This is a genomic window from Streptomyces jeddahensis, assembly GCF_001642995.1.
Taxonomy (GTDB): domain Bacteria; phylum Actinomycetota; class Actinomycetes; order Streptomycetales; family Streptomycetaceae; genus Streptomyces; species Streptomyces jeddahensis.
In genome coordinates this window covers 50,940-77,350 of the sequence record NZ_LOHS01000194.1, presented here as the reverse complement: position 1 = coordinate 77,350, position 26,411 = coordinate 50,940, and the positions used below count along the sequence as shown (strand labels likewise).

Sequence of the window (26,411 nt, the reverse complement as noted above, 5' to 3'; positions counted from 1 at the left end):
CCCTCGGGCTCGGCAGGGCCCAGCGGCAGACGACGAACTGCGGTCGGTGGAGTCTTAATGACCGAGTCAAGCTGCTGTAGCGGTGCGTGTCCTTGCTGGTGGACTGGTGGTGAAGGGGCGGTCGTCACGTAGCAGGGCCCAGAGGACGTCGACGCGGCGGCGGGCGAGGGCGATGACAGCCTGGACGTGCTTGCAGCCCTCGCCGCGCTTTTTGAGGTAGTAATCGCGGTTGGGGCCTTCGCGGATGATGCTGGTGTGCGCGGAGAGGTAGAACACCCGGCGCAGGCGGCGGTTGTAGCGTTTGGGCCGGTGCAGGTTGCCGGTGCGGCGTCCGGAATCGCGTGGAACGGGCACCAGGCCGCCGAGGCCAGGTGGCCGGCATCCGTGTAGGAGGCCAGGTCACCCGCGGCAACGACGAACTCGGCTCCGAGGATAGGGCCCATCCCGGGCAGGGACTCGATGATCTCCGCCTGCGGGTGGGCGCGGAAGGTCTGGCGGATCTGGCCGTCGATGCGCTTGAGACGGTCGTCCAGGGCCAGGATCTGCGTAGCGAGGTCGGCGACGATCTGTGCAGCGATGTCCTGGCCGGGCAGTGCGGTGTGCTGGGCCTTGGCCGCTTCCAGGGCGGTGGATGCGACCCGTGCGCGGGCCTTGACGCCACCGTCCGGAAGGCCCGGGCCGGAGGCCGCCAAGAAGAAGGCCGACAAGCCTTCTGGCACGAATCTGGCACGCGGCGAGTGATCACCGCACACAACAACAAGGTCCAGGTCTCTGACCTGGGCCTTACCACTGGAGCGGGTGACGAGAATCGAACTCGCGCTCTCAGCTTGGAAAGCGACGGCGCTTGCGCGGTCACATGGCTGCTGACCTGCGTGGACATGGTGTGCTGGCGCTGTTGCGCGGGCCAGGTCGCACCACTGTTGTCCGTGGTTGACCGTTCTTACGGGCACGCTGTGGGCACGGATTCGAGGAACAGTGGTCGGCGGGCGTGCACGAGCGGGCTCCGCGCTTGGCTAGGCTGGTCGGATGTCCGACTCCGGGGAGCCTTCGCGCGTGCACAGGTTGTCCGGCGAAGTGCGCACGGGCGCTCAGCCGGGAATGCCGGGGTTCGACTCATCCCGCCCCCACTCGGAGGAACCGAGCGGATAGTTGTACGCGGGCCGTCCCACGTTCCCGCTCGTCCGGAAGGGCTTGCCGTTGTCGTCGACGCGTATGGTGCCCCGCTGGTCACCGCTGGACCAGTCCAGCTCCAGGTACCAGCTCACGTTGTGCGCCCGCGCGTCCGCGAAGATGTAGAAGACCTCGGGATCGGACTCACTCACCTTGTACGGGAAGTCGCGCTGACCGGCCTTGGGGGAGAGCGCGGGCCGCCCGGCATCGAGGTCCACCCCGAATGCCGTCGTCTCCACGCCGCCACCGCACCCGACGCCCATCGCGAAGTCGTTCCAGGCGAGCGGCGCGCTCTTCTCCACCACCCGCACGTGCAGTTCCTCCAGGACGACGGTGGCCTTCCCGGTGCCCTGCACGGTCAGCGCGAGCATCTGCTCCCCGGCGGCGACCCCGCCGAGCGCGGTGACCCACCCGCGCGCGTCCGGCTCACCCGGCGGCGGAGGCACCTGCTCGGGCTGCCGGTCGACCAGGTAGTGCTGGCTGCACGGGTCTTCCCACTTGTACGGATTGACGGCGACGGTGGGTGCGGTGGCCCCGCTCTCGGAACCGCCGCCCCGGGCCGCCGCCCCGGCCCCACTGCTCCCGGAGGCGGAGGCGGGAGCCGTGGGAGTGCCGCTGCGTGAGGTGGATGGCGAGGCCGATCTGCCCTTCGCGCCGGCCGGCTCGGAGGCGCCGGGGTTTTCGTCGACGGAATCGACGGAGCCGGCGGACTGGGAGCCAGCCCCCATGGACTGCGTCCCGCCCCGGTCGTCATCCCCCTCGCCGGGCACACCATTCACCACGAGCGCGGCCGACACGAGGACGGCGGCCAAGGCGGCCACGGCGGCCCCGGCGGCCCCGGCGGGAACGACGGTACGCCGCCGCGCCACGGGAGCCTCCGCCAAGGGCCGCCGCTCACCCTCGGGACGGGCCTCGGCCGCTGCTGCTTCGGTCCCCGACGTCTCGGCCCCGGCCTTCGCTGCCCCAGGCCCGGTCTCGTCCGCCCCGGCCCCGGCCTCCGCCGCTGTCCGCGCCCGCGGTTCCTCCTCCGCAGGGGCCCCGCCCGCCTTCTGCCTCCGCCGGTCATCCGCGAGCACCCACCGCCGATGCAGTTCCACCAGTTCCTCGGGCGTCGCCTTGCACACCCGCGCGAACCGTTCCACGGGCGCGTAGTCCGTCGGTACGGCGTCCCCGTTGACGTACCGGTGAAGCGTGGACGCACTCGTGTGCAGCCGCTTCCCGAGCACCCCGTAACTGAGCCCGGACCGCTCCTTCAACCGGCCCAACAGCTCCGAGAACTCGTCCCCCGCCACCGTTCCTCCCTCTCCCCACGTCCCGGACCCCCATTCCAGGGGGAGGTCATTCCCCCAGGTCAGAGCCATCGCAAGCGTTCCAGCGTCCCGGATACCCCGGCAGCCGTGGCGGCCGGGACGGACCACCGCACAAGCTTGGGCCATCCAAGCACGCCGCTCCCGGCACGCCGTTTCCGGCACCCCGTCGAGCGGCCCATGCCAACACCCGTCCGCACAAGGGGGATCACATGTCCACACGCACCCACCGCACCCGCATGCTCGTCGCCGCCGCGCTCACGGCCGCCACGCTGATGGTGACGGCATGCAACAGTGGAGAGGGCGTCCAGGACGAGGGGGCATCTGCAGGATCGACGTCCACGTCGGCGCCCACGGCCTCCACCACGCCCTCGCCCAAGGCGAGCGGGGGGACCTCCACGGGGACGGGTCAGACCGACTCGGCGGGCTCGACCTCCGAAGGCTCGACCGGCGGCACGGCCGGTTCGAGCGGCACAACAGGCTCCTCGGACTCGTCGGGTTCCACGGGCTCCAAGGACTCGGAGCCCACAAGGACCCCCTGCTCCCCCGCCTCCACCCGGACGACCGCCACGGAGGTCTCCCGCCCCCTGAACCACCTTCTCCTCACCGTCACCAACACCGGCTCGAAGAACTGCAACCTCACCGGCTATCCGGCGGTCCGATTCGGCGAGGCCCAGTCCGTCCCGCCGGCCTTCGAGGACTCCAAGCCGCAGGCGGTGGTCACGCTGGCCCCTGGCGAGTCGGGCTATGCGAGCGTCCTTCTCTCGGCCGCCGACGGCAGTGGCTCGGGCGGCTACACGGCCAAGTCCCTCGCGGTCTACTTCGACAAGAGCGCGAGCGCCGCCGCCCACCCGTCACTCCCCGCGAAGGGCGTGTACGTCGACGACTCGATCCGCGTCTCGTACTGGCAGTCGACCATGGCCGACGCCCTGGACTACTGATCACAGCGGACAACGAGAAGGCCCGGGTCGGATGACCCGGGCCTTGGTCGTGGAGCGGGTGACGAGAATCGACCTCGCGCTCTCAGCTTGGGAAGCGACGGCGCTTGAGTGGCCTCTACTGCTCTGACCTGCGGAGATGTCAGGTGTCGAAGTGGCTGTTCTGTTCGGATCGAACCCTTGTTGACCGTGGTTGACCGCCCTTACGGGCACGCTAGGGCACCGGACCGCAGAACGCGCGAGGAACGTATCTGTGGTGCCGCTTCCATGCGCTGGAGGCTTGGCCTCCGTGCCAGCTGAATGGCGCCGTCGCGAGTGCACATGGATGCCGTCTCACGGAGTTCGTGCTCCGCCGTCGGCCGCGAGTGGACTCAGTGCGTGAAGGGCCGAGAAGGATCTCGGAGGGTTGGCCGGCCGAGATCCCTCATCCGTGGGGGCGACGAGTCGCCTGGCGAACTGCGGTGACTCGGTCGTCCTGGTTCTGCTGCTCCTCCTCGCCTCGGCGATACGGGTCCGCCTTGCACATCGCCCGGACAGCCCGGCGACGGGAGCGCGCGCAGATTGAAGCGGGTACTCGGCCATGGCGGGGCCGCAGGCCGTTGTGCCTGCGGCCCCGCTCGGGCGTTGGGGTCAGGACGGGTCGCCGTACTGGAGGCCGCGTCCGTTGGTGCCGACGTAGACGCGGCCGTAGGTGTCGGGGTCGCCGGTGATGATGCCGAGGCTGCCGATGGCGCCCCACTGGTGGGCGTCGTCGTTGATGCGGAGCCAGGTGGCGCCCTTGTCGGTGGAGCGGAAGACTCCGGTGACGTCCTTGACGGTGCCGATCAGGTACAGGGCCTGGTAGCTGGTGCCCGGCTTGGCCTTGCCGAAGCCGAGGGCGGAGGCGGACTGCACCGACCTGAGCGTGGTGAAGGTCCGGCCGCCGTCGGTGGAGTGCAGCAGCCCCTTGTCACCGCCGGCGATCCACAGGTCCCCGGCGATGCCCGGGACGGCCGTGAGTCGGCCGGAGGGCAGGTTGCCGGCGCGGGCGGTGAACGTCGCGCCGCCGTCGGTGCTGGCGTAGAGCGTGCCGCCGGACAGTGAGTAGAAGGTCTTGGCCGAGGAGCGGTCGGCGACGACCACGGCGCCGGTGCCCAGGCCGCTGACCCTCGACCAGCTCGCCCCCTTGTCGGTCGAGCGGTACGGGGCCTGACCGGCCTCGGTCCAGACGATGGTGGAGCCGTCCGCCGCGAGCGCGACATGGCCGCTTTCGGCGCTGCCCACCGGCTCTGCCTTGAAGCCGGTCCAGTTGCGGCCGCCGTCGGTGGAGTAGGCGCCGTCCTGCGCGCCGCCACGGCCGACGCGGACCATCACCGCGGGGTTGGACTGGGCGAAATCGATGTCGGTGCTGTTGGTCATCATCGGGTTCTTCAGCCGCCCGGCGGGGACCTTGGTCAGGGAGCCATGGCGGAAACCGCCTTGGTCGCCCATGGAGGTGATGACGGTGGCGCCGCCGGGAGGGGCGATGGCGTCCGCCAGCGCGGTCTCCTCCAGCCCTCGGGCCCCCACGCTCCAGTGACTGGTGCCGCCGCTGTCGGTGGCGGTGACGTCCTTGCTGCGCCAGATGCCGTTGCCGGTGCCGTACAGCACGTGCCCGGAGTTGAAGGGGTCGATGGCCAGGGCGGTCATCCAGTGCCCGATGCCGGTACCGACGTAAGGAGCGGCAGAGGCGTCCCGCACCGACTTGTCGGCCAGTGCCTTCCAGGTCGTGCCGCCGTCGGTGGTCCGGTAGATCTCGTCCTCGGGCCACCAGCGGTCGAGGGTGGTGACCATCACCGTGGAGGGCTTGCGCGGGTCGACGGCCAGACCGGAGAACCCGTAACTGCCCTTGGACGGGGAGACGTCCTTCCACGCCCCGCGGGCCGGCGTGTACTTCCACACCGATCCCCCCGTCACGCCGTTGGGTCCGAGGGCGTTGGTGTACGTCAGGTACAGCGAGCCGTCACCGGAGAGCACGCCGTGCTGCGGCATCTGGCCGGTGGGCTGCCCGGAGACGGCCTGCCAGGTGCTGCCGCCGTCGGTGGAGCGGTAGAGGGAGGTGGACCTGTCGGCGACGCCGACGTAGACCGTCTTGCTGCCGGCTGGGCCGTACGTCACGAAGGAGATGCCCCCGCCGCTGCTCGCCCCGTCCTTGACGGGGAACGAGGAGACCTGCCTCCATGTCACGCCGTAGTCGGTGCTGCGCCACAGGCCGTTCTTGCGGGTGCCCAGCAGCAGGGTGCCGTGGTGGGCCGGGTCGATCACGAGCCGTTCGCCCGCCCCGCGGCCGTCCTCGTTGCCGCCCAGCTTGAAGGGCAGATTGGTGCGCTTGAAGGTGCGGCCCCGGTCGGTGGAGCGCAGGATGGCGCCGTTGCCCGCCCACTCGTTGGTGTAGGTGCCCGCCCCGAGGTAGAGCCGCTTGGGGTCGACGGGGTCGGTGGCCAGCGAGTCGATGCCCAGCAGGTTCCAGTCCTTCTCGCCGACCCAGTCGGTCAGCGGGATCCACTGCTCGGCCGCGGTGTCCCAGCGGTAGGCGCCGCCCATGTCGGTGCGCGCGTACAGCAGGCCCTTTTCGCGCGGGTTGAACACCAGGCCGGTGACGTAACCGCCGCCCACCACCTGGGCGTTCTTCCACACATACGGTCCGGCCGCGGCCGTGGTCTGCGCCCCGCCGGCCTGCGACGCGGGCGTTTTCACCAGCTTCCACTGCTGGTTGGTGCTGCCCCTGCTCGGATACTGGACGACTGCCGCGCCGTCGGCTGTGGAGCCCCTGGATACGTCCAGGACCTGACCGCTCCTGCGGGAGGTGAAGGTGACGGCGCCGGAACCGCTCAACTCCTTGATCTTCCACTCCTGTGAGGTGGAGGAGCTGTCGGTCTGCTGCTCGGCGGCGGCCGCCTGTGCGGTCGAATTGCCTGCTATGCCCAGCACTTTGCCGCTGTTGCGGTTCACCAGCTCGTAGTAGCCGTCCCCGGTGGGCCTCAACCTCCACTGCTGGTTGGCGGTGTTCTGGTCGGTCCACTGCTGGATACGTGTGCCGTCGGCGGTGGAGAAGCTGTTGACCTCCATCACCTTGCCGCTGCGCACGGAGACCAGCCGGTAGTAGGCACTGCCGTCAACCGTCGCGGCCTGCGAGTCCTCCTGCGCGAACAGGAGATACGGCACGACGGCGAGGGGTACGCCGAGCAGCAGAGCGGTGGCGGTCCAGCGACGGCGGTGACGCCCGCGGCGCCCGCCGTTCGTGGGGTTGTTCATGGGGGGTGTTCTCCTTGCAAGCCGTTCACCAGAGGAAGGCGGATCCAGGCACCGCAATGGCCGGATCCGACCCCTTGTGGTCACAGACTCCGCAAAGGGTTGCCTTTCGCCCGCAACTTTTTTCAGGTCACCTCGTGGTGCGGTAGGTGTTGATCAGCATCCGGGCGACGCTGGTGCCCGTGTCGACGGCCTCTCCCGGAAGGACACAGACGGCCATGGCGGGCGCCGCACCCGGCGGTGCCCGCCACCGATGTTCTTCCGGGACCGGGGTCCGGAAAGGGCTCAGGTCCCGGGAGCGGGGGTCATCCGGCGGTCAGAGTGGTCCACTTCTGGTTGGAGCCGCCGTTGCAGTCCCACAGCACGAGCTGTGTGCCGTCGGCCGTGGAGGAGCCCGGAACATCGAGGCAGCGGCCGGAGGCGGGGTTGCGGTAGCCGCCGTTGTACGGCTGCCAGACCTGGTTGGAGCCGCCGTGGCAGGACCAGAGCTGCACCTTGGTGCCGTTGGCGGTGCCGTAGCCGGCGGCGTCGAGGCACTTGCCCATGGAGCGCAGGGTGCCGTCGGTGTAGGCGGACCAGTACTGGTTGGCACTGTCGCCGCAGCTCCACGTCTGGACGGCGGTCCCGTCAGCGGTGTTGGCGCCGTTGACGTCCATGCACTTGCCGGCGATGCCGGACTGCACGCGGGAGGGGGCGGGGGCGGGGTTCTTCAGCCATCCGGCGCTGTCCGCGGACTGGACACCACGGTGGAAGGCGTCTGCCATCTTCTGGTAGCCCGAGTCGTTGGGATGCAGGGCGTCGGCCAGGTCGGCCGTGGTCAGACTGCTCATGTCGACGAATGCGACGTGCTTGCCCGCGGCCTGTGCGTCGCTGACGATTTGCCGGGTGGCCTGGTTGTACGCGGCACGGTACTGCTCCTCCGAGCCGCTGGTGGACACGACCAGGGAGGCGACGAGGACGGTTGCGTCGGGGACGTCGGCGGTGATCTGGTTGACCAGCGACCTCAGCCGGTCGGCGGCGGTGGAGGGCTGGTAGCTCCCGTTGAGGTCGTTGGTACCGATGTGCAGGGTCACGACGTTGGGCCGGTAGCGGGTCAGCGAAGCGTCGGCGAGTGCGGCGATCTGGTCGATGCGGTATCCGGAGTGGCCTTCGTTGTCGGGGTCGGACATCGAACCGCCCCGCAGCGTGCCGACGAAGTCCAGCGGATGGCCGTCCGCCGCAAGCTCGTTCCACAACGGACCCCGGTAGCCGTTGCCCGTACTGCTTCCCACGCCCCAGGTTATCGAGTCGCCCAACGGCATGACCCGCAAAGGTGTGTTGGAGGCGGCGGAGGCAGGGGCCACACCTGCCGCCGTCACCCCGAGCGCGGCAGTGACAAGCGTGACCAGGGGTAGTAACCAAGACTTTCTCATGCAGGCGTCCTCTTCTGCGAGTAAGTGCTGAATCCACGGGGCTGATCGCCGTTCGTGTCAGCAGCTCGGCCGTCGTGCCGTCCCGTCGGCGTCGGCGGCCGCCTGACGTACTGGCAGAACGGCGTGGGTGGGGAGCCTCTTGCGCTGTGAGCGTTGACAACACCGAGCCTGTCCGGCGTCCCGTCTGCCCTGTCCCCCCTGTACCGAGCGGTCGACCCGAACCGGCCCCACAAGCGCACTCGTACAGATACCACGCAGATCCCCGTCTGGGACATCCCATGAATGCCAGAAATCGCGGATCGGTGGCACAAGGGCGAATCGTTTCGTCTCGTCGCGGCTGCTCCTATGGTCTGTTCGCTGCTCTCTCCCTCTCCGGCATCGGCCTGTGAACATCCCATGTCTGGCTGCTGGTGCTCGATCCACCGATCCGGCCCGCCGGCCTCAACGACCTGATCTTCGGGCGCGTTGTCACCGCGCAGGGGGGAGAGGGGCAACGGCACGGCGGTGCGCACAGCCGGCCGCAGCTGTCCGTGGTCCGCTGACATGTCATCCGGCGAGTAGGACCGGCTCCCGGGCCTGCTCGCCGACTGGGCGTGGACCCCCAGTACAGCTGTTACGGCTGTGGGCGTCCCCAAGCCGCAGCCTGGCGACCCGGCGGTGTAATTGGTCTAGACATAAACCCAGAGAGGGCAGGCCGGCGCCACTGGCAACTCCGCACGGGCCGCCCCCGTGCGGAGATCGGCTGTTGAAGCGGCGTTGCATATGCATAGGCCCGCCAACCGCCGCCCTGGATGCCTCCGTCATCCGCTCGGAATCCCGTGTACTCGGCACGCGCTATGCCATTTTGAATGGCATACTTGAAGCGTGACTGATGACGACGTGGACTTCCTGCCCGGCGACGGCCCCACCAGCGGTATCTCCGTCACCCTGACTGCCGGGACTCTGCAGGCGATCCGTGAGCGGGTCGGCAAGCGGGGCGTCTCGGCCTTCCTGGAGAAGGCTGCCCAGCGGCAGATCGAGCGGGACAACCTGGACGAGCTGATCGCGGACTTCGACAAGGTGCACGGCCCGGCCGACCCGGAGGCCGTGGCGGCCAAGCGTGCCCGGCTGACCGGTGGCGCTTCAAATGCTGGAGCGGTCGCGTGAGCGGTGCCATGGTCCTGGACAGCGAGGGCTTGGCGAAGGCCGTACAGCGTGATCGGGAAATCCACGAGTGGCTGACGGCGGCTCGCGACGCGGATCTGCCGGTCATCACCTCAGCCGCCGTGCTGGTCGAGGTGATCCACCCGAAGATCAACGACGCCGCACTGAAGTGGACTCTGTCCCGCCTGAGAGTCGAGCCGGTGACCCAGGCCGTCGCGCAGTCCGCTGCCGCACTGCTGCGCGCAGCGGGGCTGCACGGCCACAAGTACGCCATCGACGCCATGCTGTGCGCGACCGCCCTGCAGCATCCCGGCCGGGTGACGATCCTGACTTCCGACGTAGAAGACATCGGGCTGCTCACTGTCGAGCATCCACGCGTGAGTGCGGAGAAGGTCTGAGCCGAGGCGCCTTGCAGAGACGACGCTCGCTGGCCTTCTCCATGGAGCGGGTGATGAGAATCGAACTCGCGCTCTCAGCTTGGGAAGCGAGAGCGCTCGGGTGGTCTGAATGGCACGGAACTTCGGGAGGGGGTGCCCTGTCAACGGTGCAACTGCGCATGGGCTGCCTCACAGGAGCGCACCCCGACATCGGCGGCTGCCAGCAGCTTGTCTGCTGGGGACAGCCCGCGGACGGACATCCGTGTCCGGACCGGCCCGACGACGAGGAGGGACAAGTCGTCATTGTTCAGGCGCACTTGGGTTCCTCGAAGTTCCGCGCACGCTTCTAATCGCGCTGCGTTCGTGCTGAGTGGCGGATATAAAGATGGGCGGCCGGGCGGGCGTTCCGTAGAGGTCCCCGCCGTCTCGAAAGAGTCAGGGGTGGGGATCGAGAGTGTTGTTGCGGAGAATATTCAGATGGGTCACCGTGGCCGTCGTGGCCGCCGCGTTCGGCATGGGAGGTGTGACAGCCGCGCAGGCCGCGGACCAGCCGGAGGTCACCTATGCGGGGAGCGTGTCGGACGACCTCGGGATCCTGCAGATCAATGCCCGGTCCGGGGCCGACATCAGAAGCATCACGGCGCACCTGGTCTCGTACACCTCGCAGACCGAGGTCGCCAAGGTAGGGACCGAGGACTTCCGGCTCTTCTCCGGCACTCGTCAGGACGGCATCTGGCGTACTAAGGAACCGTTGAAGCTGCCGGAGTTCGGCCAGTACCGCATCGACGTGGACGTGAAGGACGCCGATGGCGGCCACGTGCTGCGTCAGTCCGCAGGGGACTTCGCCTACTACGTCGTGGCGCAGTTCGGCGCGCTCACCGTCGACCGCACGTCCATCGACCGGGACCACCGGGACGTTCAGGTCGAGGGGACGCTGTACGGGCGGTGGCCGACCCGTCAGGTGAAGCCTCTCGCGGCACGCCGCGTCGACATCGATGTCGACTACTGGACGCAGACCACTGTGACCACCGACGCCCAGGGTCACTTCACCGCCTCGGTGCGGCTCGACGCCGCCGCGCCCATCCAGGCCGTGTTCAGGATGGACGGTGGCACGCCGGCAGTGCTGTACGGGGAGTCGGAGACGGTCCAGATCGGTGTCGATCAGGTTCCCACCCGTTTCACGTCTACGGTGAGTGCGACCGACGTCGACTTCGGTCAACCGGTCACGCTGAGCGTCAAGGTGGAACAGAAGACGGCGGACGGCTGGGTGCCGCTGGCCGGGCGCTCCGGAGGCGTCCTGTTCGGCCCCGATGATGCGCAGACTGATCTCGTGGGCCGCTTCACCACCGCTGACGACGGCACATTCACCATGGACTACACGCCGTGGCAGGGCGGTTACTTCCAGCTTGCCCTGGACACCTCGGACGACCCGTTCCTCCAGGCCGGCATCGGTACGAGCGACGTCGTCCACGTGCACCGGGCTTCGAAGTTCACGGCCTTCACGGCCACCCGCTCCGACACGGAACAGGTACACGCCGAGGGGCTCATCGACTTCCCCGACGGGTGGACGCCTGCCTGGATCTACGTCCATATCCAGTACTCGCCCGACGGCGTGAACTGGTCGACGCTCACCACGGTCGAGGCTTCCTGGGGCGGCAGCGGCAACGATTTCGCCGCGGACCTCAACCAGAGCGGTGCCGGCTACTACCGGGCTGTGTTCGACGCTGACGCCAACTTCCAGTCGGCCACCTCGCAGACGGTCTTCGTGCCGGCGTCCGCCTAGGGCCTGGCGTCAGGTGAACTTGGTCGGCGAGTCATAGTCCGGGGGATACGTCCTCATCAGCTACCGGTCTACCTGGTCCCCTCGGTTGGTAGGCCGACGGCACCTTCGAACGCGGGTGTGGCCGGCGCCGTCGACTCGACGGCGCCGGCTGACTCCACCATCCTGCGCGCCCACCAGCGCGCTGCTCCAGGCACACAGAGGGCAAGCCGCCCCCCATATTGGACTGGACAAGTACGCCGAGCCGGGGCCGGACGGGCTGATCCCCGTGGGGGAGACCGGTGCCGCCCTCAAGGACACGATGGTCCGCGCCGGGCAGTCCTCGGAGAAGGGCGCGCTGATCTACCGGCACTCGGCCGACGAGTGACAGGAAGAGGTCGCCGCCGATCTCGACGCCACCGTTCGGAAGGCTCGGGCTGAGGCAGCGCAGAAGGCGGCCGAGAAGTCTTCTGGCACGAATCTGGCACGCGGCGAGTGATCACCGCACACAACAACAAGGCCCAGGTCTCTGACCTGGGCCTTACCACTGGAGCGGGTGACGAGAATCGAACTCGCGCTCTCAGCTTGGGAAGCTGATGTTCTACCATTAAACTACACCCGCGTAAGACAGCGACCCTGAAAAACGGCGACCGGATCGGTGTCGTTACCGTCGCACACTGTACCCCATGAAGGGCTCCCGATGCTGAGACGCCGGGGGCCTGCTCGCGTTCCGGGGGTGGGTGATTCGGACGGCGGCCTGGCGCGGTCCGCAGGCGACCGACCACGGATCGGGTGCGGCTCGCGCGCCATGCGGACTTGACTCGGACTTGGCTGCGGATGGCGCGAGTTGGGGCGTACGGTGGCGTCCGGGTCGCGGGTTCGAGAGGGCTCGGGTGTGGCCGGAGTGCCGCTGAAGGAGCCGTCCTGTTCATCCCGTAATGTGACGCCCGTCGTCAGTCAGCGGCTCGTGGGAAGGACTCCAGATCTTGGTGGAGCGCACCGTCGTCCGTTGTGCCGAGGGGCACGTGTTCAGCACCTCTTCGTTCCCGATGCAGCAGGCCGACCGGCTCGGCCCCGGCCGGCTCATCCGGTGCCCGCGGTGTTCCCGGCTGAGGAACGCCGTCCCGGTGGAGCTCGAGAAGCGGTAGCGGCACGCGCGCACGCACGTGCGTGCGTACGTCCGGGGCGCGTGGGCCTGCCGCGGTGTCGCAGAGACCGCATTTCGGCGGGCCCGCGCGCTCTGCGTATCCTCAGGACGTGCTTCTCTCAGACAAGGACATCCGGGCCGAGATCGACGCGGGGCGTGTGCGCATCGACCCGTACGACGAGTCGATGGTGCAGCCCTCCAGCATCGACGTGCGTCTCGACCGCTTCTTCCGGGTGTTCGAGAACCACCGCTACCCCCACATCGACCCCTCCGTCGAGCAGGCCGATCTGACCCGCCTCGTGGAGCCGGACGGCGACGAGCCGTTCATCCTCCACCCCGGCGAGTTCGTGCTCGCGTCGACGTACGAGGTGATCACGCTGCCCGACGATCTCGCCTCCAGGCTGGAGGGCAAGAGCTCGCTCGGGCGGCTCGGGCTGGTGACGCACTCCACCGCCGGTTTCATCGACCCCGGCTTCTCCGGCCACGTGACGCTCGAGCTGTCGAACCTCGCCACGCTGCCGATCAAGCTCTGGCCGGGCATGAAGATCGGCCAGCTGTGCATGTTCCGGCTCACCTCGCCCGCCGAGTTCCCGTACGGCTCCGAGCGCTACGGCTCCCGCTACCAGGGGCAGCGCGGGCCCACCGCCTCGCGCTCGTTCGTCAATTTCCACCGGACCCAGGTGTGAGCAATTCGATGAGCAGCAGTTCGATAAGCAGCAGTTCCGTGCAGCGCGAGAACCTCACGTACGAGGACTTCGGCGTCGCCGTCCGTGAGCTGGCGCAGACGATCGCCGACGACGGGTACGAACCGGACATCGTGCTGTCCATCGCGCGCGGCGGCGTCTTCGTGGCGGGCGGGCTCGCGTACGCGCTCGACTGCAAGAACATCCACCTGGTCAACATCGAGTTCTACACCGGCGTCGGGACCACCCTCGAGATGCCGGTCATGCTCGCGCCGGTGCCCAACGCGATCGACTTCACCGACAAGAAGGTGCTGATCGCCGACGACGTCGCCGACACCGGCAAGACGCTGAAGCTCGTGCACGACTTCTGCCTCGACACCGTGGCCGAGGTGCGGTCCGCCGTGATCTACGAGAAGTCGCAGTCGCTCGTGAAGTGCGAGTACGTGTGGAAGCGCACCGACGACTGGATCAACTTCCCGTGGAGTGTGCTGCCTCCGGTACGCAAGTCCGGCGAGCGCATCACTCCGTCGAAGGAAGCGCTCTGACCTGATCAACGAGGGTCTCCCGCGTGTCCGCACCGGAACCAGTGCGGACGCGCGGGCCGTCCGTCAGGCGGCCGGCAGGTTCTGCTCACACCAGATGGTCTTTCCCGTGGCGGCATGGCGGGTTCCCCACTTCTGGCTGAGCTGGGCGACCAGCAGCAGTCCCCGGCCGCCCTCGTCGTAGATCCGGGCGCGGCGCAGGTGGGGAGCGGTGTTGCTGGCGTCGGAGACCTCGCAGATCAGCTTTCGGTCGCGGATCAGTCTCAGCTCGATCGGGGTTTCGCCGTAGCGGATGGCGTTGGTGACCAGCTCGCTGACCAGCAGCTCGGTGGTGAACGCCGCTTCCCACAGCCCCCACGCGTCAAGCTGTTCGAGGGCCAGCTTCCGTGCGCGCACGACCAGGGCCGGGTCGGCGGGGATGTCCCAGGTGGCGACCCGGTCCGGGGTGAGCGCACGGGTGCGAGCGAGCAACAGGGCCACGTCGTCCGCGGGGCGATCGGTCACCAGCGACTGGATGACGGTGTCACAGACGGCGTCCAGCGACGCCGCGGGCAACGCCAGTGCATGACACAACTCGGCCAGGCCGGCGTCGAAATCGTGCTCACGGGACTCGATCAAGCCGTCGGTGTAGAGGGCGAGCACGCTGCCCGCCGGCAAGTCCAGCTCAGTGGTCTCGAAGGGCAGGCCGCCCAGACCGAGTGGCGGGCCCACGAACCCGGAGACAGGTTCCACCATCCCGTCGGGGTTGAGGAGGACGGGCAGCGGATGACCGGCCGAGGCCAGCGCACAGCGCCGGGAGACCGGGTCGTAGACCGCGTACAGGCAGGTCGCTCCCACATCGCCGGCCGCCGCCGCATCACCTTCGGCGATGCCGGCCTCGTCATCGGTGAGATGGATGACATGGTCGTCGAGGTGGGTGATGAGTTCGTCGGGCGGCAGATCGACGTCGGCCAGGGTACGTACGGCGGTGCGCAGCCGTCCCATGGTGGCGGAGGCGTTGATGCCGTGGCCGACGACATCGCCGACGACGAGGGCGATGCGGCTGCCGGAGAGCGGGATCACGTCGAACCAGTCGCCGCCCACCCCGGCCTGCGAGCCCGCCGGCAGATACCGGAAGGCCACATCCGCTGCCGTCTGCCCGGGCAGCCGTTGCGGCAGCAGACTGCGCTGCAGAGCCAGCGCGGTAGCCCGCTCACGGGTGTAGCGACGCGCGTTGTCGATGGCCATGGCAGCCTTGGCGGCCAGTTCCTCGGCATCGGACAGATCGGCGTGCGTGAAGGGTTCGGCTTCTTGTGAACGCCAGAAGCTGACCACCCCCAGTGGCACGCCCCGTGCCCCCAGCGGCGCGATGATCAGCGAGCGGATGCCGTCGTCCAGCACTCTCCCTGGGTCATCGAGGACCAGAGACCGCCATGCGGTGGAGGCGCGCACATCGGGCTCGATCCGCGCGTGCCCACTGCGGAAGCCGCGGGCCGGCGGAGTGGAGGAGGTGCGTCCGGTCAGCGCGCCCACCGGGTGGAGCGGATGGTTGTCCCGGATGCCTGCCATGGCCACCCGGCGCATTTCCTTGGGGTCGTCCTCAGGCTCCTCGCCGAGCAGCACGGACGCCGCCAGGTCGACCGTGGCGAAATCCGCGAACCGGGGCACGGCTATCTGCACCAGCTCCTGGGCGGTCCGCTCCGCGTCGAGGGTGGTGCCGACGGCCGTGCTGGCGTCGTGCAGCAGCCTGAGGCGGCCATGAGCCACCAGCGCCCGCTCCCGTTGGCTGCGGCCGCGAATGGCCAGCTCCGAGACGGCGACCCCGATGACCAGCAGCAGGAGAACCGTCCAGGCTTCCTCAGCGCTTGCCAGCGAGAGGCTTTGCCATGGGCGGACCAGAAAGAAGTCGAAGCAGAGGGTGGCCGACACCGCCGCGATCACGCCGGCGAGGCGGTACCCCTGGGCGGCCACAGCCACCACTACCGCCACCAGGACGAGGGCCGCATCGGTGCTGGGGAACCTGGTCCGGACCGGCACCAGCGCCAGGCAAACGAGCAGCGGCGCCACCACGGCGCACGCCATGGCCACCGAGCTACCCCTTAGCGAGCCCACAAACCGGTCATACCCGCCCAGATCGGTTCTTATGTGGGGAGCCGGGTTCCTATCCGGGGAGCTGCCGCACGCTGCGCAACCGCATGGCGCTACTCGGCGATCTCCGTCCGCTCCCACCACTCGTAGACCGGCACCTTCCCCTCCGGTGTCTCCTTCTGGCGGCGGGTGGCGCGGTAGTGCTCGTAGCCGCCGCGGTGCGGGATCTTCAGGTCCTGCTTCTCGGCGGGCTCCGGAGCGGAGAGGGGCACGATGCGCTCGCGCAGATCGTCCGGGCCGCCCTCGAGGGCTGCCTTGTCAGCCTTGGCTGCGTTGCTGTCGCCTGGTGCGCCTGCCTTGGTGGCCATGACCCCAGTTTTGCCGTCCCTCGGGGACAGCGCACGTCGACGGTTCAGTCGCCCTGCGGCAGGCAGAACACCGTGACGCGCTGGACGGCGTTGTTGCCGAAGCCGCCGCGGTTCCAAGGCTCGGTGAGGGGCTGGGAGTGGCCCGCGGCGTCGGTGGCGCGGGCGATGAGCGCGTGGGTGCCGGGTGCCGCCGTCCATGTCGTGCGCCAGCTTCGCCAGGCCCATGCGTATGCGGCGGGGTCTTCCGTCCCGTTGAGCTCCGCCTCCTGCCAGGATTCCCCGTCGTCCGTGCTCACCTCGACCATCGTGACCGGGGCGTGGCCCGACCACGCCCGGCCCTCCAGGCGGACCGGTCCGGGGCGTACGACGCGGGTCCGGGACATGAAGTCCGGGAAGCCCGGCGGGATCATCAGCGCCCGCGGGGAGATGCGGGTGACCGGTTCGCCGGGATCGTCGGCCGACTGGCGGTAGCGGTAGGCCACCGCCTGCTGGAAGCCGGTGAAGGGGGTGCTGGTCAGGCTGATGTCGCGCAGCCACTTCACATGGGCCATGCCGTACCAGCCGGGGACCACCAGCCGTACGGGGTGTCCGTGCTGCGGGGGCAGCGGGGCGCCGTTCATCTCGTACGCCACCAGCACCTCCGGATCGGGAGCGGCGGCGGTGGCGTCCGCGAGCGGCAGGCTCCGCTGGTAGTCCTGTTCGACGCCGCGTTCGACTCCGTGGTCGGCGCCGGTGAAGACGGCCTCGACGGCGTCGGGCTCGACCCCGGCCTCGGCGAGCAGCGTCCGCAGCGGGACCCCGGTCCAGTCGGCGGTTCCTACCGCCTCCACCAGCCAGGGCTGGCTCACGGGCCGCGGGGTGAGCCGGGCCCGGCCGTTGCCCGCGCACTCCATCGTCACCCGGTGGGTGACCGCCGGGAACGAGCGCAGGGCCGCCATGTCCAGGCGCAACGGGGTACGCACGCGGCCGCCTACGGTGAGCGTCCAGTCGTCGGCGACGGCGGGGATGTCGTAGTGGACGAGTACGTAGTGCAGTCCGGGCGGCGTGAGGTCGTAGCGGAGGGCCTCCAGCGGCAGCCCGTGGTTGCGGGCCGCGAGCGCGAGTTCCTCGTGGCTGATCCCCTCGGCGGGCTCGGCGACGCGCGCGGGTGCGCTGAGGGCCCGTATGGCGCTGATGTGCGCCTCCGTCGTGATGTGCGCCCCCGTCGTGATGTGCGCCTCCGGCGCCTCCTGGGCCTCTGGGCCCTCCTGCGCCTCTTGGGCCTGCGTCTCTCGGCCCTCATGGGCCTCGTCTGCGTCTTCGTAGCGTCCGCCCATGAACCCATGGTGCGCTCGCGATCCGGGCCGCGCGAGGGCGGCGATTGCGAGTCCTCCCGTCCGGCGGGACGCTGGTGAGGTCAGCCCTGTGGCGTCGGTTGTGCACTGCGGCCCATGAGGCGCCGGACCGAGACCTCCCACGTACCCGTACCTTGCCTTCCTCGCAAGGAGATCGTCATGGCCAGGATGGACGACACGACCCTGGAGGCGATGCGGACCGTACTACGCGGTCCGGTCATCTCACCGCAGGACCCCGAGTACGACGGGGCCCGCAAGATCTACAACGCGATGATCGACCGCAGGCCGGCGGCCATTGTGCGCTGCTCGGACGCCTTGGACGTCATGAACGCGGTCGACTTCATACGGGACCACGGTCTCGAGCTCGCCGTCCGCGGCGGCGGACACAGCGGCGCCGGACTGTGCCTGGTGGACGGCGGCGTCACCATCGATCTCTCGCCGATGCGCTGGGCGCGCGTCGATCCGGCGACGAAGACCGCGCTGGTCGGCGCCGGCAGTCTGCTCGGCGACCTCGATCATGCCGCGCACGCCTTCGGTCTCGCCGTCCCGTCGGGGATCAACTCGCGGACCGGAGTCGGAGGCCTCACCCTCGGCGGCGGACACGGCTACCTCACCCGCAAGTACGGCCTGACGGTGGACAGCCTGCTGTCCGCGGACGTGGTCCTGGCCGACGGCAGTTTCGTCACCGCGAATGAGAAGGAGCACGCGGACCTCTTCTGGGCGCTGCGCGGGGGCGGCGGGAACTTCGGGGTCGTCACGTCCTTCACCTTCCAGCTCCACCCCGTGCACACCGTGGCCGCCGGGACCACGCTGTGGAGTCTCGACCACATCCGTGAGGTGCTGGAGTGGTACCGGGACTTCATCCCGCAGGCGGACGAGGACCTGAACGGCTTCTTCAGTTCTTTCGTCGTGCCGCCCGTGCCGCCGTTCCCGGAAGAGATCCACGGCCAGAGGATGTGTGGCGTCGTGTGGTGCTGGACGGGGGACATGGGCCGGGTCGACGAGGCCTTCGCCGCGGTGAACCAGCCCGCCGAGCCGGTCTTCCACTTCGCCGCGCCGATGCCGTACCCCGCCCTGCAGTCGATGTTCGACGATCTGTTGCCCCCCGGCTACCAGTGGTACTGGCGCGGGGACTTCTTCGACCGGATCACGGACGAATCCATCGCCGTCCACGCGAAGCACGCGGAGCGCATCCCCACCGACCTGTCTCTGATGCACCTGTATCCGGTCGACGGGGCGGCCCACCGCGTGGCCCCGGAGGACACGGCATGGGCGTATCGGCACGCCCTCTGGTCAGGCGTGTTCGCCGGCATCGACCCCGATCCGGCCAACGCCGGGACGGTGAAGCAGTGGTGCGTCGACTACTGGGAGGAGATGCACCCGCACTCGATGGGCGGCTCCTACGTGAACTTCCTCGGCGAGGGCGAGGCGGAGGACCGCGTCAAGGCCACGTACCGCGACCACTACGACCGCCTGGCGGAGATCAAGCGGACGTACGACCCGCACAACCTCTTCCACGCGACCCAGAACGTCAAGCCGGCCCCGGCCCCTGCGGCATAGTGCCGAGGGAGCCGGAGCCGGGGGCGCTGTGCTGCGGGGGCGTCGTCAGAACGTGCCGAGCTTGATCAGCGACAGCAGGGCGATGAGCTGGATCGCCGAGGCCGCCAGGGCGCGCGGCCACGGCAGGTCGTGCGACTTCGACACCATCGCCGTGAGCAGCGCGCCCGCCGCGATCCACGTCACCCAGCCGATGACCTGGACGAACGACGCGTCGCCGCCGAGGAACAGCGCGACCACCAGGCGCGGGGCGTCCGTGAGCGACGTGATCAGCATGGACAGGCCGACCGTCGGCTGCCACGCCCCGTCGCCGCCGAGCTGGCGCGCGAGCGTGTGCGTGACCGCGCCCAGCACGAAGAAGCTGATGACGATGGCGACGCCGGTGAAGAGGACGTACGGGATCGCCGCCGAGAGCGTGGCGTTGATCGCGTCCTCGCGGGCGCCGTCGAAGCCGAAGAGCGCCAGCAGGCCGTAGAGGAACGTGACGATGAGGGCCGGGCCCCACACCGTGTAGTCGCGCATCTGCAGGAAGGTCGGGCCCGGGCGCAGCACGATGCCGCTGAGCAGCTCCTTCCAGTGCAGGCGCGGGCCGGCGGGCGGGGCGGTGGCCTGGCCGGCACGGTAGGTCCCGCCCTGGCTGTACGGATCCTCGCCGACGGAGAAGGCCTGGGTGTGACCGGGGTTGTTCGCCGCGTCGGGGCCCTGCTGATATCCGTGCGGCGCGTAGCCGCCGTCGTCGCCGAAGTACTCCGGCTCGCCGTGGCCGCCGGCGCCGTTCGCCTGGGTCCACTGCTGTCCGCCGTACTGCGGTCCGCCCGGCTGAGACCCGCCGTACTGCTGCGCCTGCGGGCCGCGCGGCGGGTAGCCGTACGGCGCCTGCCCGCCGCCGTGCGGGGCCTGCTGTCCGGGCGCCTGCTGCTGCCGCGGTTGCTGTTGCGGTGTGCGGTTGTCCCGGCCGCGTCCGATCCTGAATCCAGCCACGTAATCGAACGTACCTGGTCCCGAAGGGTGACGTGCCCAGCCTGGGGCAAGGGGTGGGCTTTGCGGCCGAGCTGTGACATCCCTTACGGGGAACCCTCCGGGGGACCTGGGGGAACTCTGGGGGATTTCTGGGGGACGCGAGAGGCTTACGCCGGGCTTACGTCAGGGGTTACCGGACTCGTCCCGAGTTCACACCAGACGTACTTGCCCGAGGTGCTGCCGTTCCCGGGATTCACCTGGAACCAACCCCAGTCGTCGGCGTAGGCCCGCACGAGCCGGAGCCCGCGGCCCGCCTCGGCGGCGAGCGGTGGCGCGACGGGCACCTCCGGCGGCGCGGGGTCCGTGTCCCACGCCCCCAGCCGCAGGGCCCCCCGGGACTGCCTCAGTTTCAGGGCGGCGGGCCCTTTCGTGTGCCGGATGGCGTTGCTCAGCAACTCGGAGGCGAGGAGTTCGGCGGGTTCTAGGAGGGCGGGAAGGTGGTGGGTGGTGAGGATGTCGCGGAGGGTACGGCGACCGATCGCCACGGCGCGGGGGTCGTGGGGGATGTAGAGCGTGTACTCCCAGGGTTCGCCATCGCATTCGGGCATACGGGACTCCGGTGGGGAGGAGGGAGGGGTTGGGGGCGGCGGAGTCGGGCGGTGGCTCTGTCGCGGCCGCCCTGGCAGGGCGGGGCGGTGCGCTTCCGGGGTCCCGGTGATTCCGCAGCGTGTGCGGCGCGTCACTTAAGGTAGGGGTGAGATGTCACCCCGGTCAAGCTGGACTGGAATACTCGAGTCCCTCAACTCCCGTGGAAGAAGGGGTACATGCCAGCTAGGAATCTGGTCACCGCCCGGCAGGAGCGGCTTGGGGCCGAGCTGCGCAAGCTGCGGGAACGGGCCGGTGCATCGATCAGGGAGGCGTCCGAGGCCACGGGCATCGCGCAGAGCAAGATCTCCATGATGGAGGCGGGCCGAGTCGGCGTGAGCGCGGAGCGTGTGCGCTACCTGGCTGGTGAGTACGCCTGTCACGATGCCGTGTACGTCGATGTCCTGGTGGCCATGGCCACCGAACGGGAGCGCGGCTGGTGGGAGGAGTACCGAGGTCTGCTCCCGCCCGGCTTTCTCGACCTGGCCGAACTCGAGCATCACGCCGCGTATTTGAAGTCGTTCGAGAACGTACGGATTCCTGGTCTGCTGCAGACCGAGGAACAGTTGCGGGCGATGTACGGCTCCGCCGTCTCAGCGCTCTCCGAGGAGCAGGTTGAGGCACGCGTCCGGTTCCGCCTGCGGCGACAAGAGGTGCTCGAAAGGTCCGAGTTCCGTTGCGCGGTGGTGATCCATGAGGCGGCTCTACGTGTCAGAGTCGCCGACCGCGAAGTGGCCCGGCGTCAGCTGCTCCATGTCCTGGAGCAATCAGAGCGACCTCAAGTCACCGTGAACGTCGTCCCGTTCGACGTTGACGGCTTCACCTGGATCGGCAACCCGGTGTTGCTCGTGGGTGGGCTTGTTCCGCAGCTGGACACCGTCCTTCTCGACTCCGTGCATGGGGGGACGTTCATGGATACGGAGGCGCAGTTGGCCCTGTATCGCAAGGTGATCGCCGACGTGGAGTGCGCAGCGCTTGGAGTCGTAGAGTCCAGGGACTTCATCCACCAACTGGCGAAAAGCATGTGAGGGGTCCCGAAGTGACAGCGGTCGTGGCGTGGCAGAAGTCGTCGTTCTCCGACGGAGGGGACGCCCCCAACTGCATCGAGCTCGCCGCCACCCAAGGAGCCCTGTGGCTCCGCGAAAGCGACGAGCCCGGCACGGTGGTGACCACCACCGCAACCGGACTCGCGGCCCTCATACGCCACTTGCGGATGGACTAGTCGACGAAGGGATGCCCCACCTCGGGCAGTTCCACGGAGCCCGTCGCCGTCGGACCCGTCGTCGAACCCGGCAGCAGCAACCCCCCGCTGGACGCGGCGACGGCCAAGTCCGCCTTGCCGTCGGCGTTCACGTCGCGCAGGCGCAGGCTGTGGCCGAAGGACTCGTACGAGTCGGGCGTGCCCGTCACGGACTGCGGGATCCACGCGGAGCGGGAACCGGACAGGCCACCGGAGCCGCCACGGAACACGTGCACGCCGCCCTGGTCCTCCTGGCCGGAGACGTCCTCGTGCGGGACGCCGACCGCGAGGTCCGCGTAGCCGTCGCCGTTGGAGTCGGCGGCGGAGAGGGCGTAGGCGAAGTTGTCGTCGGCCTCGGGTGAGCCGGAGACACCGGACGTGGCCTGGGTCAGCTTCGTCGAGCGGGTGCTGCTCGGGCCGGAGGACGTGCCGTACCAGATGGTCACCGAGCCCTTGCCGCCGCTCTCGTCGGGGTCGCCGAGGGCGATGTCGCCGTAGCCGTCCTTGTCGAAGTCGCCGATGACGGCGTTCGGGCCGAGGCCGCCGTTCCAGTCGCTGTCGACGGTCTTGGAGGCGCCCGAGGAGAGACCGGTGGACGTTCCCTTCAGGTACCAGGCGCGGGCGCGTACTTCGGACCCGTAGAACTGGGTGCCCAGCACCACCAGGTCCGTCTTGCCGTCGCCGTTGACCTTGCCGGCGGCCAGGCCCGTCGAGGACCAGCCGGCGTCCGTCTTGTCGATCTTGCTGACGCTGCCCGTGGTGCCGGACTTGGTGAACGCGCCCCGGTACAGCCAGGCTTCCTGGCTGCCGATGACCGCGAGGTCCGGGGAGCCGTCGCCGGTGAAGTCGCCGGTCGCCAGGTCGCTGCCGAAGTGGCCGTACGCGGCGCTCTTCGGGGTGACCATGGTGCCGCCGGACAGCCCGGAGGCGGAGCCCCAGACGATGGTGACCGAGCCGCGGTACTCGTAACTGCCCACGTGCTCGGTGGGATTGCCGACGACGAGGTCCGCGTAGCCGTCCTTGTTGAGGTCCGCGCTCGTCAGGCTCTCGCCGAACATGTCGTCCTCCTCACCCGCGCCGGGGACGCCGGGGCTGTCCTGGTGGACGACCTGGGTGTGCGAGGTGTCGAGGCCGTTCGCACCGCCGTACACGACGGTGACGGCACCGCCCTGCCAGCCGTCCGCGCCGGAGATGCCGCTGTAGGCGTGGGCGTACGCGAGGTCGCGGCGGCCGTCGCCGTTGAAGTCGTCGTAGTGCTTGGCGGTCGCGGCGGAGGCGGAGGTGGTGAGGGTCAGCGGGGTGAGTCCCGCGGCCAGGAGGGCGGCGAGGGTCGTGGTGGTGCGGATGCGCATGGAGGTTCCTTCCCGGTCAGCCCGCGAGGACGTTGCCGAAGTACGCGAGGCCCGCAGGGCCGCCCAGCGTCGTGCTGTTGAAGGACTTGGAGCCCGTGGCGGTGATGCCGCTGGAGGTGGTCTTGAACAGCCAGGCCGCGCCGGCGCCGTCGTTCTCGCCCATCGCGCCCACCACGAGTTCCGTACGGCCGTCGGCGTTCGCGTCGGTGAGGTGGACCGCGTCGCCGAAGTGGTCCTCGGACTCGGCTGTGCCGGGCACGCCCGAGGTGTTCTGCGAGAAGGCCTTGGCGCCGCTGCCGGTCAGGCCCGACGCCGAGCCGCGCAGGACGACCACCGAGCCCGCGCGCGTTGCCGAGCCGATGGACTCGCTCGCGACGCCGACCGCGATGTCCGCGTACCCGTCGGCGTTCACGTCGCCCGCCGACAGGCTCCAGCCGAACGCGTCGTTCTTCTCGGCGGCACCGGGCACGCCCGTGGTGTCCTGGGTGATGCGGACCGGGGTGCGGGAGCTCAGGCCGGTGGACGCTCCGTACGTCACCGTGATCGCGCCACCGAGGCCGCCGTTGGGCTCGCTGGTGGACTTCTCCATGAAGTTGCCCGTGACGATGTCGCCGTAGCCGTCCTTGTCGACGTCCGCGATGACCGCGTCGTAGCCGCCCGCGACCTTGCTTCCCGCGATCAGGCCGGAGGCCGAGCCCTTGTAGAGGACGCTGCGCGTGCGGTAGCCGTCGGTGATCTCCTGCTGGCCCATGACCAGGAGGTCCGTCGTACCGTCGCCGGTGACGTCGCCCGCGACGAGCTTGTCGGTGTTGATGCCGGTCTGCTCGTATGTGTCGATGCCGACGAGTTCGGTGGCCGCGCCCGTGCGGGAGATCGGGCCCTTGAAGATGTTCAGCTCCGGGTACGCGAGGTTGGCGGCGGCCAGGTCGGTGTCGCCGTCCCCGTCGAAGTCGCCGGTGGCGACGGACCAGCCCAGCTCGTTGCGGTTCTCGGGGAGGGGCGAGGTGATGTCGGTGGCGGTCTTGAGCCCGTCCGCGCCGCCCCAGACGACCGTGAGGGCACCGTATTCGTCGGTCGAGCCGATCCGCTCGCCGTGCACGCCGACGATCAGGTCCGTGTAGCCGTCGCCGTCCAGGTCGCCCGTGGTCAGGCGGTCGCCGAAGTAGTCGTACGACTCCGGGGTGCCGGGGATGCCGGTGGTGGCCTGACTGATCACCTGCCGCTTCGAGGTGTCCAGGCCGCTCGCGGTGCCGTAGACGACCGCGACGTAACCGGCGCCGGACTTGGTGGAGACCTTGGCGATGGGTGCGGCGATCGCGAGGTCGCGGTAGCCGTCGCCGTTGAAGTCGCCCGGCAGGCCCGAGGGGGCGGCCGAGGCGGTGGCGGGAAGGGTGGTGAGCAGGCTGGTCGTCAGCGTGGCGGCCAGCAGGAGGGTGCGCTTGCGCAAGGTGGGGCTCCGGGGTGTGGGAGGGCCCGCACCCCGGTGGGGGTGCGGGCCCGACTAGCGGGAGTGCGCGTCAGCTGGCGGCGTTCGCGCCGAAGAGCGGGTACGCGTCCGTCGAGACGCCCACCGAGGTCGGGGAGAGGGAGCGGGCACCGGTGGTGGTGATCTTGGTGCCGTCGGAGGGCAGGTAGACCACCGAGCCGTTGCCGGTGTTCTCGCCGTACGCGCCGACCGTCAGGTCCGCCTTGCCGTCGCCCGTGACGTCGGTGAGCTTCACCTCGCCGCCGAACGCGTCGTCCTTCTCGTCCGAGCCGGGGACACCGGCCGTGGACTGGGCGAAGTACTGGTAGCCGGAGGCGGTGTTCACGCCGGACTCCGAGCCGTACAGGACCGTGACCGCGCCCGTGTTCACCACACCGTTCAGGTTCTCGCCGGGCGCGCCGACCACCAGGTCCGTCTTGCCGTCGCCGTTGATGTCGCCGAGCGACAGCTCGCTGCCGAACCAGTCGCCGCGCTCGGAGGAGCCGGGCACGTTGCCGCTGTTCTGGGTCACGGCGACGGTGGTGGCCGGTCCCTCGGCGGAACCGTAGATGATGTGGACCTTGCCGCCGGTGGACGACTCGGGGACGGACGGCTCGCTGCCGTCCTTGGACGGGTCCCAGTCCTGACCGGTCACGATGTCGCCGAAGCCGTCGCCGTTGACGTCACCGATGCCGGTGATGACGCCGCGCTTCAGCTCCTGCGCGTACGCCGCGTCCAGGCCCGAGGCCGTGCCGGGCACGTAGAAGTTGGTGTTGTAGCCGTAGTCGCTGTCGGTCTCGTAGCCGTCGACGACCAGGTCGGTCCGCTTGTCGCCGTTGACGTCACCCGCGGTGAGCATGAGCGTGCCCGAGTCGCCACCGGAGTGGATGTCCGTCGTGAAGGAGTAACGGCCACCGTAGCTACCGGACTTGGTGATGCCGCCCTTGAAGACGTAGACCCTGTTCGACGAGGAGCCGACCGCGAGGTCCTCCGTGCCGTCGCCGTCGAAGTCGCCCGCGGCGAGCGCCTTGCCCCAGCGGTCGTGGGACGAGACTGCCGGATCCTTGATCGTCGTGGCACCGGACAGACCGCTCGCCGAACCCCACACGATGAGGACGGTGCCGCCGTCGGTGTCGCCGTCCACGTCCTCGAGGTCCGCGGACACGGCGAGGTCGTCGAATCCGTCGGCGTTGAAGTCGCCGTACGCGCTCATCCAGCCGAACCCGTCGTTGGTCTCGGCGGTGCCGGGGACGCCTGTGGTGTTCTGGCTGATCGTGGCGCGCTTCGTGGACGTCACACCGCTGGCCGAGCCGTACAGGGCGACGATCTGGCCGGCGCCCTTCTTGCCACCGACGGTGGCTGAGCCGGCGGAGTACGCGACATCGCCGTAGCCGTCGTTGTTGAAGTCCGCCACGGGGTGGTGGACGGAGTCGGCCGCCGTCGCCGTCGCGGCCGTGAAGGTGAGCAGTCCGCCCGTCAGCGCGGCAGCGGTGGCCGTCGCGAGGGCGAGTCGCAGGTGCTTCTTGTGCATGCGGGATTCTCCTGCGGCATGCGGGGGACGCCTGGCGGGGCGTCCGCAGTCAATGGGCTGCTGTACGACCGCGTTTGCCCGGACTTCTCCTGGGGTTCGCGGGTCGGTTGGCGAACAGGAGACCGCTGAAGGTGTCTGAGGGTT

At 69.4% G+C, this 26,411-nt stretch carries 21 protein-coding genes, 1 tRNA gene and 2 pseudogenes; 11 read left to right on the top strand and 13 right to left on the bottom strand.

Translation table 11 applies throughout. The features are described 5' to 3' along the window. Positions 1–66: 66 nt before the first annotated feature. Positions 67–638, bottom strand: a pseudogene (locus tag STSP_RS34820) (transposase); the annotation flags it as partial. Between the two features lie 450 nt (positions 639–1,088). After that, the gene (locus STSP_RS34815) at positions 1,089–2,462 is read right to left on the bottom strand and encodes a helix-turn-helix domain-containing protein (protein WP_067285033.1); all 1,374 of its coding nucleotides are present in this window, start codon (positions 2,460–2,462) and stop codon (positions 1,089–1,091) included. A gap of 227 nt (positions 2,463–2,689) precedes the next feature. On the opposite strand from STSP_RS34815, the gene STSP_RS34810 reads away from it, so the two are divergent. Continuing rightward, a complete protein-coding gene (locus tag STSP_RS34810) occupies positions 2,690–3,418 on the top strand; it encodes a DUF4232 domain-containing protein (RefSeq protein WP_067285032.1) in 729 nt (242 codons plus the stop codon). 627 nt (positions 3,419–4,045) lie between these two features. Here STSP_RS34810 and STSP_RS34805 read toward each other — a convergent pair. Together STSP_RS34805 and STSP_RS34800 are read right to left on the bottom strand one after the other, a co-directional pair. After that, a complete protein-coding gene (locus STSP_RS34805; protein WP_067285031.1) occupies positions 4,046–6,688 on the bottom strand; it encodes an RICIN domain-containing protein in 2,643 nt (880 codons plus the stop codon). Between the two features lie 302 nt (positions 6,689–6,990). Continuing rightward, the gene (locus STSP_RS34800) at positions 6,991–8,097 is read right to left on the bottom strand and encodes a ricin-type beta-trefoil lectin domain protein (protein WP_067285030.1); all 1,107 of its coding nucleotides are present in this window, start codon (positions 8,095–8,097) and stop codon (positions 6,991–6,993) included. Between the two features lie 864 nt (positions 8,098–8,961). On the opposite strand from STSP_RS34800, the gene STSP_RS34795 reads away from it, so the two are divergent. The 4 genes and pseudogenes from STSP_RS34795 to STSP_RS41465 form a co-directional block, all read left to right on the top strand. Beyond that, positions 8,962–9,243 (top strand): hypothetical protein, encoded by a 282-nt coding sequence (locus tag STSP_RS34795; protein WP_067285029.1) that lies wholly within the window; start codon positions 8,962–8,964, stop codon positions 9,241–9,243. After that, a complete protein-coding gene (locus STSP_RS34790; RefSeq protein WP_067285028.1) occupies positions 9,240–9,638 on the top strand; it encodes a PIN domain-containing protein in 399 nt (132 codons plus the stop codon). Before STSP_RS34795 ends, STSP_RS34790 begins: the two co-directional genes overlap by 4 nt. A gap of 475 nt (positions 9,639–10,113) precedes the next feature. Beyond that, positions 10,114–11,400 carry a hypothetical protein gene (locus tag STSP_RS34785; protein WP_232789914.1) on the top strand — a complete coding sequence of 429 codons (1,287 nt, stop codon included), beginning with the start codon at positions 10,114–10,116 and terminating at the stop codon, positions 11,398–11,400. Between the two features lie 271 nt (positions 11,401–11,671). Beyond that, positions 11,672–11,875 (top strand): annotated as a pseudogene (locus STSP_RS41465) (tyrosine-type recombinase/integrase); the annotation flags it as partial. A 49-nt stretch (positions 11,876–11,924) separates the two neighbouring features. Here the strand turns inward: STSP_RS41465 and STSP_RS34780 are convergent. Continuing rightward, positions 11,925–11,998, bottom strand: a tRNA-Gly gene (locus STSP_RS34780). A 364-nt stretch (positions 11,999–12,362) separates the two neighbouring features. On the opposite strand from STSP_RS34780, the gene STSP_RS39450 reads away from it, so the two are divergent. From STSP_RS39450 to STSP_RS34770, 3 genes are all read left to right on the top strand, one after another. Then, positions 12,363–12,524, top strand: a complete 162-nt coding sequence (locus STSP_RS39450; protein ID WP_157902979.1) for a hypothetical protein — start codon at positions 12,363–12,365, stop codon at positions 12,522–12,524. Positions 12,525–12,633: 109 nt separating this feature from the next. Next, positions 12,634–13,209, top strand: coding sequence for a dCTP deaminase (dcd, locus tag STSP_RS34775; RefSeq protein WP_067285026.1), 576 nt, complete (start codon positions 12,634–12,636; stop codon positions 13,207–13,209). Positions 13,210–13,217: 8 nt separating this feature from the next. Further along, on the top strand, positions 13,218–13,751 hold the full coding sequence (locus STSP_RS34770) for a phosphoribosyltransferase (RefSeq protein WP_067285025.1): 534 nt from the start codon (positions 13,218–13,220) through the stop codon (positions 13,749–13,751). 63 nt (positions 13,752–13,814) lie between these two features. On the opposite strand, the gene STSP_RS34765 is transcribed toward STSP_RS34770, so the two are convergent. The 3 genes from STSP_RS34765 to STSP_RS34755 form a co-directional block, all read right to left on the bottom strand. Continuing rightward, positions 13,815–15,809 (bottom strand): SpoIIE family protein phosphatase, encoded by a 1,995-nt coding sequence (locus STSP_RS34765; RefSeq protein WP_078067748.1) that lies wholly within the window; start codon positions 15,807–15,809, stop codon positions 13,815–13,817. Between the two features lie 119 nt (positions 15,810–15,928). Further along, positions 15,929–16,183 (bottom strand): DUF5988 family protein, encoded by a 255-nt coding sequence (locus STSP_RS34760; protein WP_067285024.1) that lies wholly within the window; start codon positions 16,181–16,183, stop codon positions 15,929–15,931. 44 nt (positions 16,184–16,227) lie between these two features. Continuing rightward, positions 16,228–17,499: a sulfite oxidase gene (locus STSP_RS34755; RefSeq protein WP_078067747.1), complete on the bottom strand. Its 1,272-nt coding sequence runs from the start codon at positions 17,497–17,499 to the stop codon at positions 16,228–16,230. Between the two features lie 186 nt (positions 17,500–17,685). Between STSP_RS34755 and STSP_RS34750 the strand changes: the two genes are divergently transcribed. Next, positions 17,686–19,077, top strand: coding sequence for an FAD-binding oxidoreductase (locus tag STSP_RS34750; RefSeq protein ID WP_067285044.1), 1,392 nt, complete (start codon positions 17,686–17,688; stop codon positions 19,075–19,077). Positions 19,078–19,122: 45 nt separating this feature from the next. On the opposite strand, the gene STSP_RS34745 is transcribed toward STSP_RS34750, so the two are convergent. Together STSP_RS34745 and STSP_RS34740 are read right to left on the bottom strand one after the other, a co-directional pair. Next, positions 19,123–20,055 (bottom strand): Yip1 family protein, encoded by a 933-nt coding sequence (locus STSP_RS34745; protein ID WP_067285023.1) that lies wholly within the window; start codon positions 20,053–20,055, stop codon positions 19,123–19,125. Positions 20,056–20,201: 146 nt separating this feature from the next. Further along, positions 20,202–20,642, bottom strand: coding sequence for an ATP-binding protein (locus tag STSP_RS34740; RefSeq protein ID WP_067285022.1), 441 nt, complete (start codon positions 20,640–20,642; stop codon positions 20,202–20,204). 216 nt (positions 20,643–20,858) lie between these two features. Here STSP_RS34740 and STSP_RS34735 point away from each other — a divergent pair, with 216 nt between their 5' ends. Further along, a complete protein-coding gene (locus STSP_RS34735; protein WP_067285021.1) occupies positions 20,859–21,707 on the top strand; it encodes a helix-turn-helix domain-containing protein in 849 nt (282 codons plus the stop codon). 11 nt (positions 21,708–21,718) lie between these two features. Beyond that, on the top strand, positions 21,719–21,901 hold the full coding sequence (locus STSP_RS34730; RefSeq protein ID WP_067285020.1) for a DUF397 domain-containing protein: 183 nt from the start codon (positions 21,719–21,721) through the stop codon (positions 21,899–21,901). On the opposite strand, the gene STSP_RS34725 is transcribed toward STSP_RS34730, so the two are convergent. The 3 genes from STSP_RS34725 to STSP_RS34715 all read right to left on the bottom strand — a co-directional run bounded on the left by STSP_RS34725 (position 21,898) and on the right by STSP_RS34715 (position 26,267). Continuing rightward, complete coding sequence (locus STSP_RS34725) at positions 21,898–23,271, bottom strand: FG-GAP and VCBS repeat-containing protein (protein WP_067285019.1); 1,374 nt, start codon at positions 23,269–23,271, stop codon at positions 21,898–21,900. The genes STSP_RS34730 and STSP_RS34725 overlap by 4 nt on opposite strands. A 16-nt stretch (positions 23,272–23,287) precedes the next feature. After that, positions 23,288–24,718: an FG-GAP-like repeat-containing protein gene (locus STSP_RS34720; protein WP_067285018.1), complete on the bottom strand. Its 1,431-nt coding sequence runs from the start codon at positions 24,716–24,718 to the stop codon at positions 23,288–23,290. Positions 24,719–24,788: 70 nt separating this feature from the next. Continuing rightward, complete coding sequence (locus tag STSP_RS34715; protein ID WP_067285017.1) at positions 24,789–26,267, bottom strand: FG-GAP and VCBS repeat-containing protein; 1,479 nt, start codon at positions 26,265–26,267, stop codon at positions 24,789–24,791. Positions 26,268–26,411 lie beyond the last annotated feature (144 nt).

Bases quoted from the DNA above. Each gene is read 5' to 3' on its own strand.
- STSP_RS34800 (WP_067285030.1), bottom strand. From the start codon at position 8,097: ATGAGAAAGTCTTGGTTACTACCCCTGGTCACGCTTGTCACTGCCGCG.
- STSP_RS34735 (WP_067285021.1), top strand. From the start codon at position 20,859: ATGCCAGCTAGGAATCTGGTCACCGCCCGGCAGGAGCGGCTTGGGGCC.
- STSP_RS34770 (WP_067285025.1), top strand. From the start codon at position 13,218: ATGAGCAGCAGTTCGATAAGCAGCAGTTCCGTGCAGCGCGAGAACCTC.
- STSP_RS34805 (WP_067285031.1), bottom strand. From the start codon at position 6,688: ATGAACAACCCCACGAACGGCGGGCGCCGCGGGCGTCACCGCCGTCGC.
- STSP_RS34750 (WP_067285044.1), top strand. From the start codon at position 17,686: ATGGACGACACGACCCTGGAGGCGATGCGGACCGTACTACGCGGTCCG.
- STSP_RS34740 (WP_067285022.1), bottom strand. From the start codon at position 20,642: ATGCCCGAATGCGATGGCGAACCCTGGGAGTACACGCTCTACATCCCC.
- STSP_RS34760 (WP_067285024.1), bottom strand. From the start codon at position 16,183: ATGGCCACCAAGGCAGGCGCACCAGGCGACAGCAACGCAGCCAAGGCT.
- STSP_RS34810 (WP_067285032.1), top strand. From the start codon at position 2,690: ATGTCCACACGCACCCACCGCACCCGCATGCTCGTCGCCGCCGCGCTC.
- STSP_RS34765 (WP_078067748.1), bottom strand. From the start codon at position 15,809: ATGGCGTGCGCCGTGGTGGCGCCGCTGCTCGTTTGCCTGGCGCTGGTG.
- STSP_RS34725 (WP_067285019.1), bottom strand. From the start codon at position 23,271: ATGCGCATCCGCACCACCACGACCCTCGCCGCCCTCCTGGCCGCGGGA.
- STSP_RS34755 (WP_078067747.1), bottom strand. From the start codon at position 17,499: ATGGGCGGACGCTACGAAGACGCAGACGAGGCCCATGAGGGCCGAGAG.
- STSP_RS34715 (WP_067285017.1), bottom strand. From the start codon at position 26,267: ATGCACAAGAAGCACCTGCGACTCGCCCTCGCGACGGCCACCGCTGCC.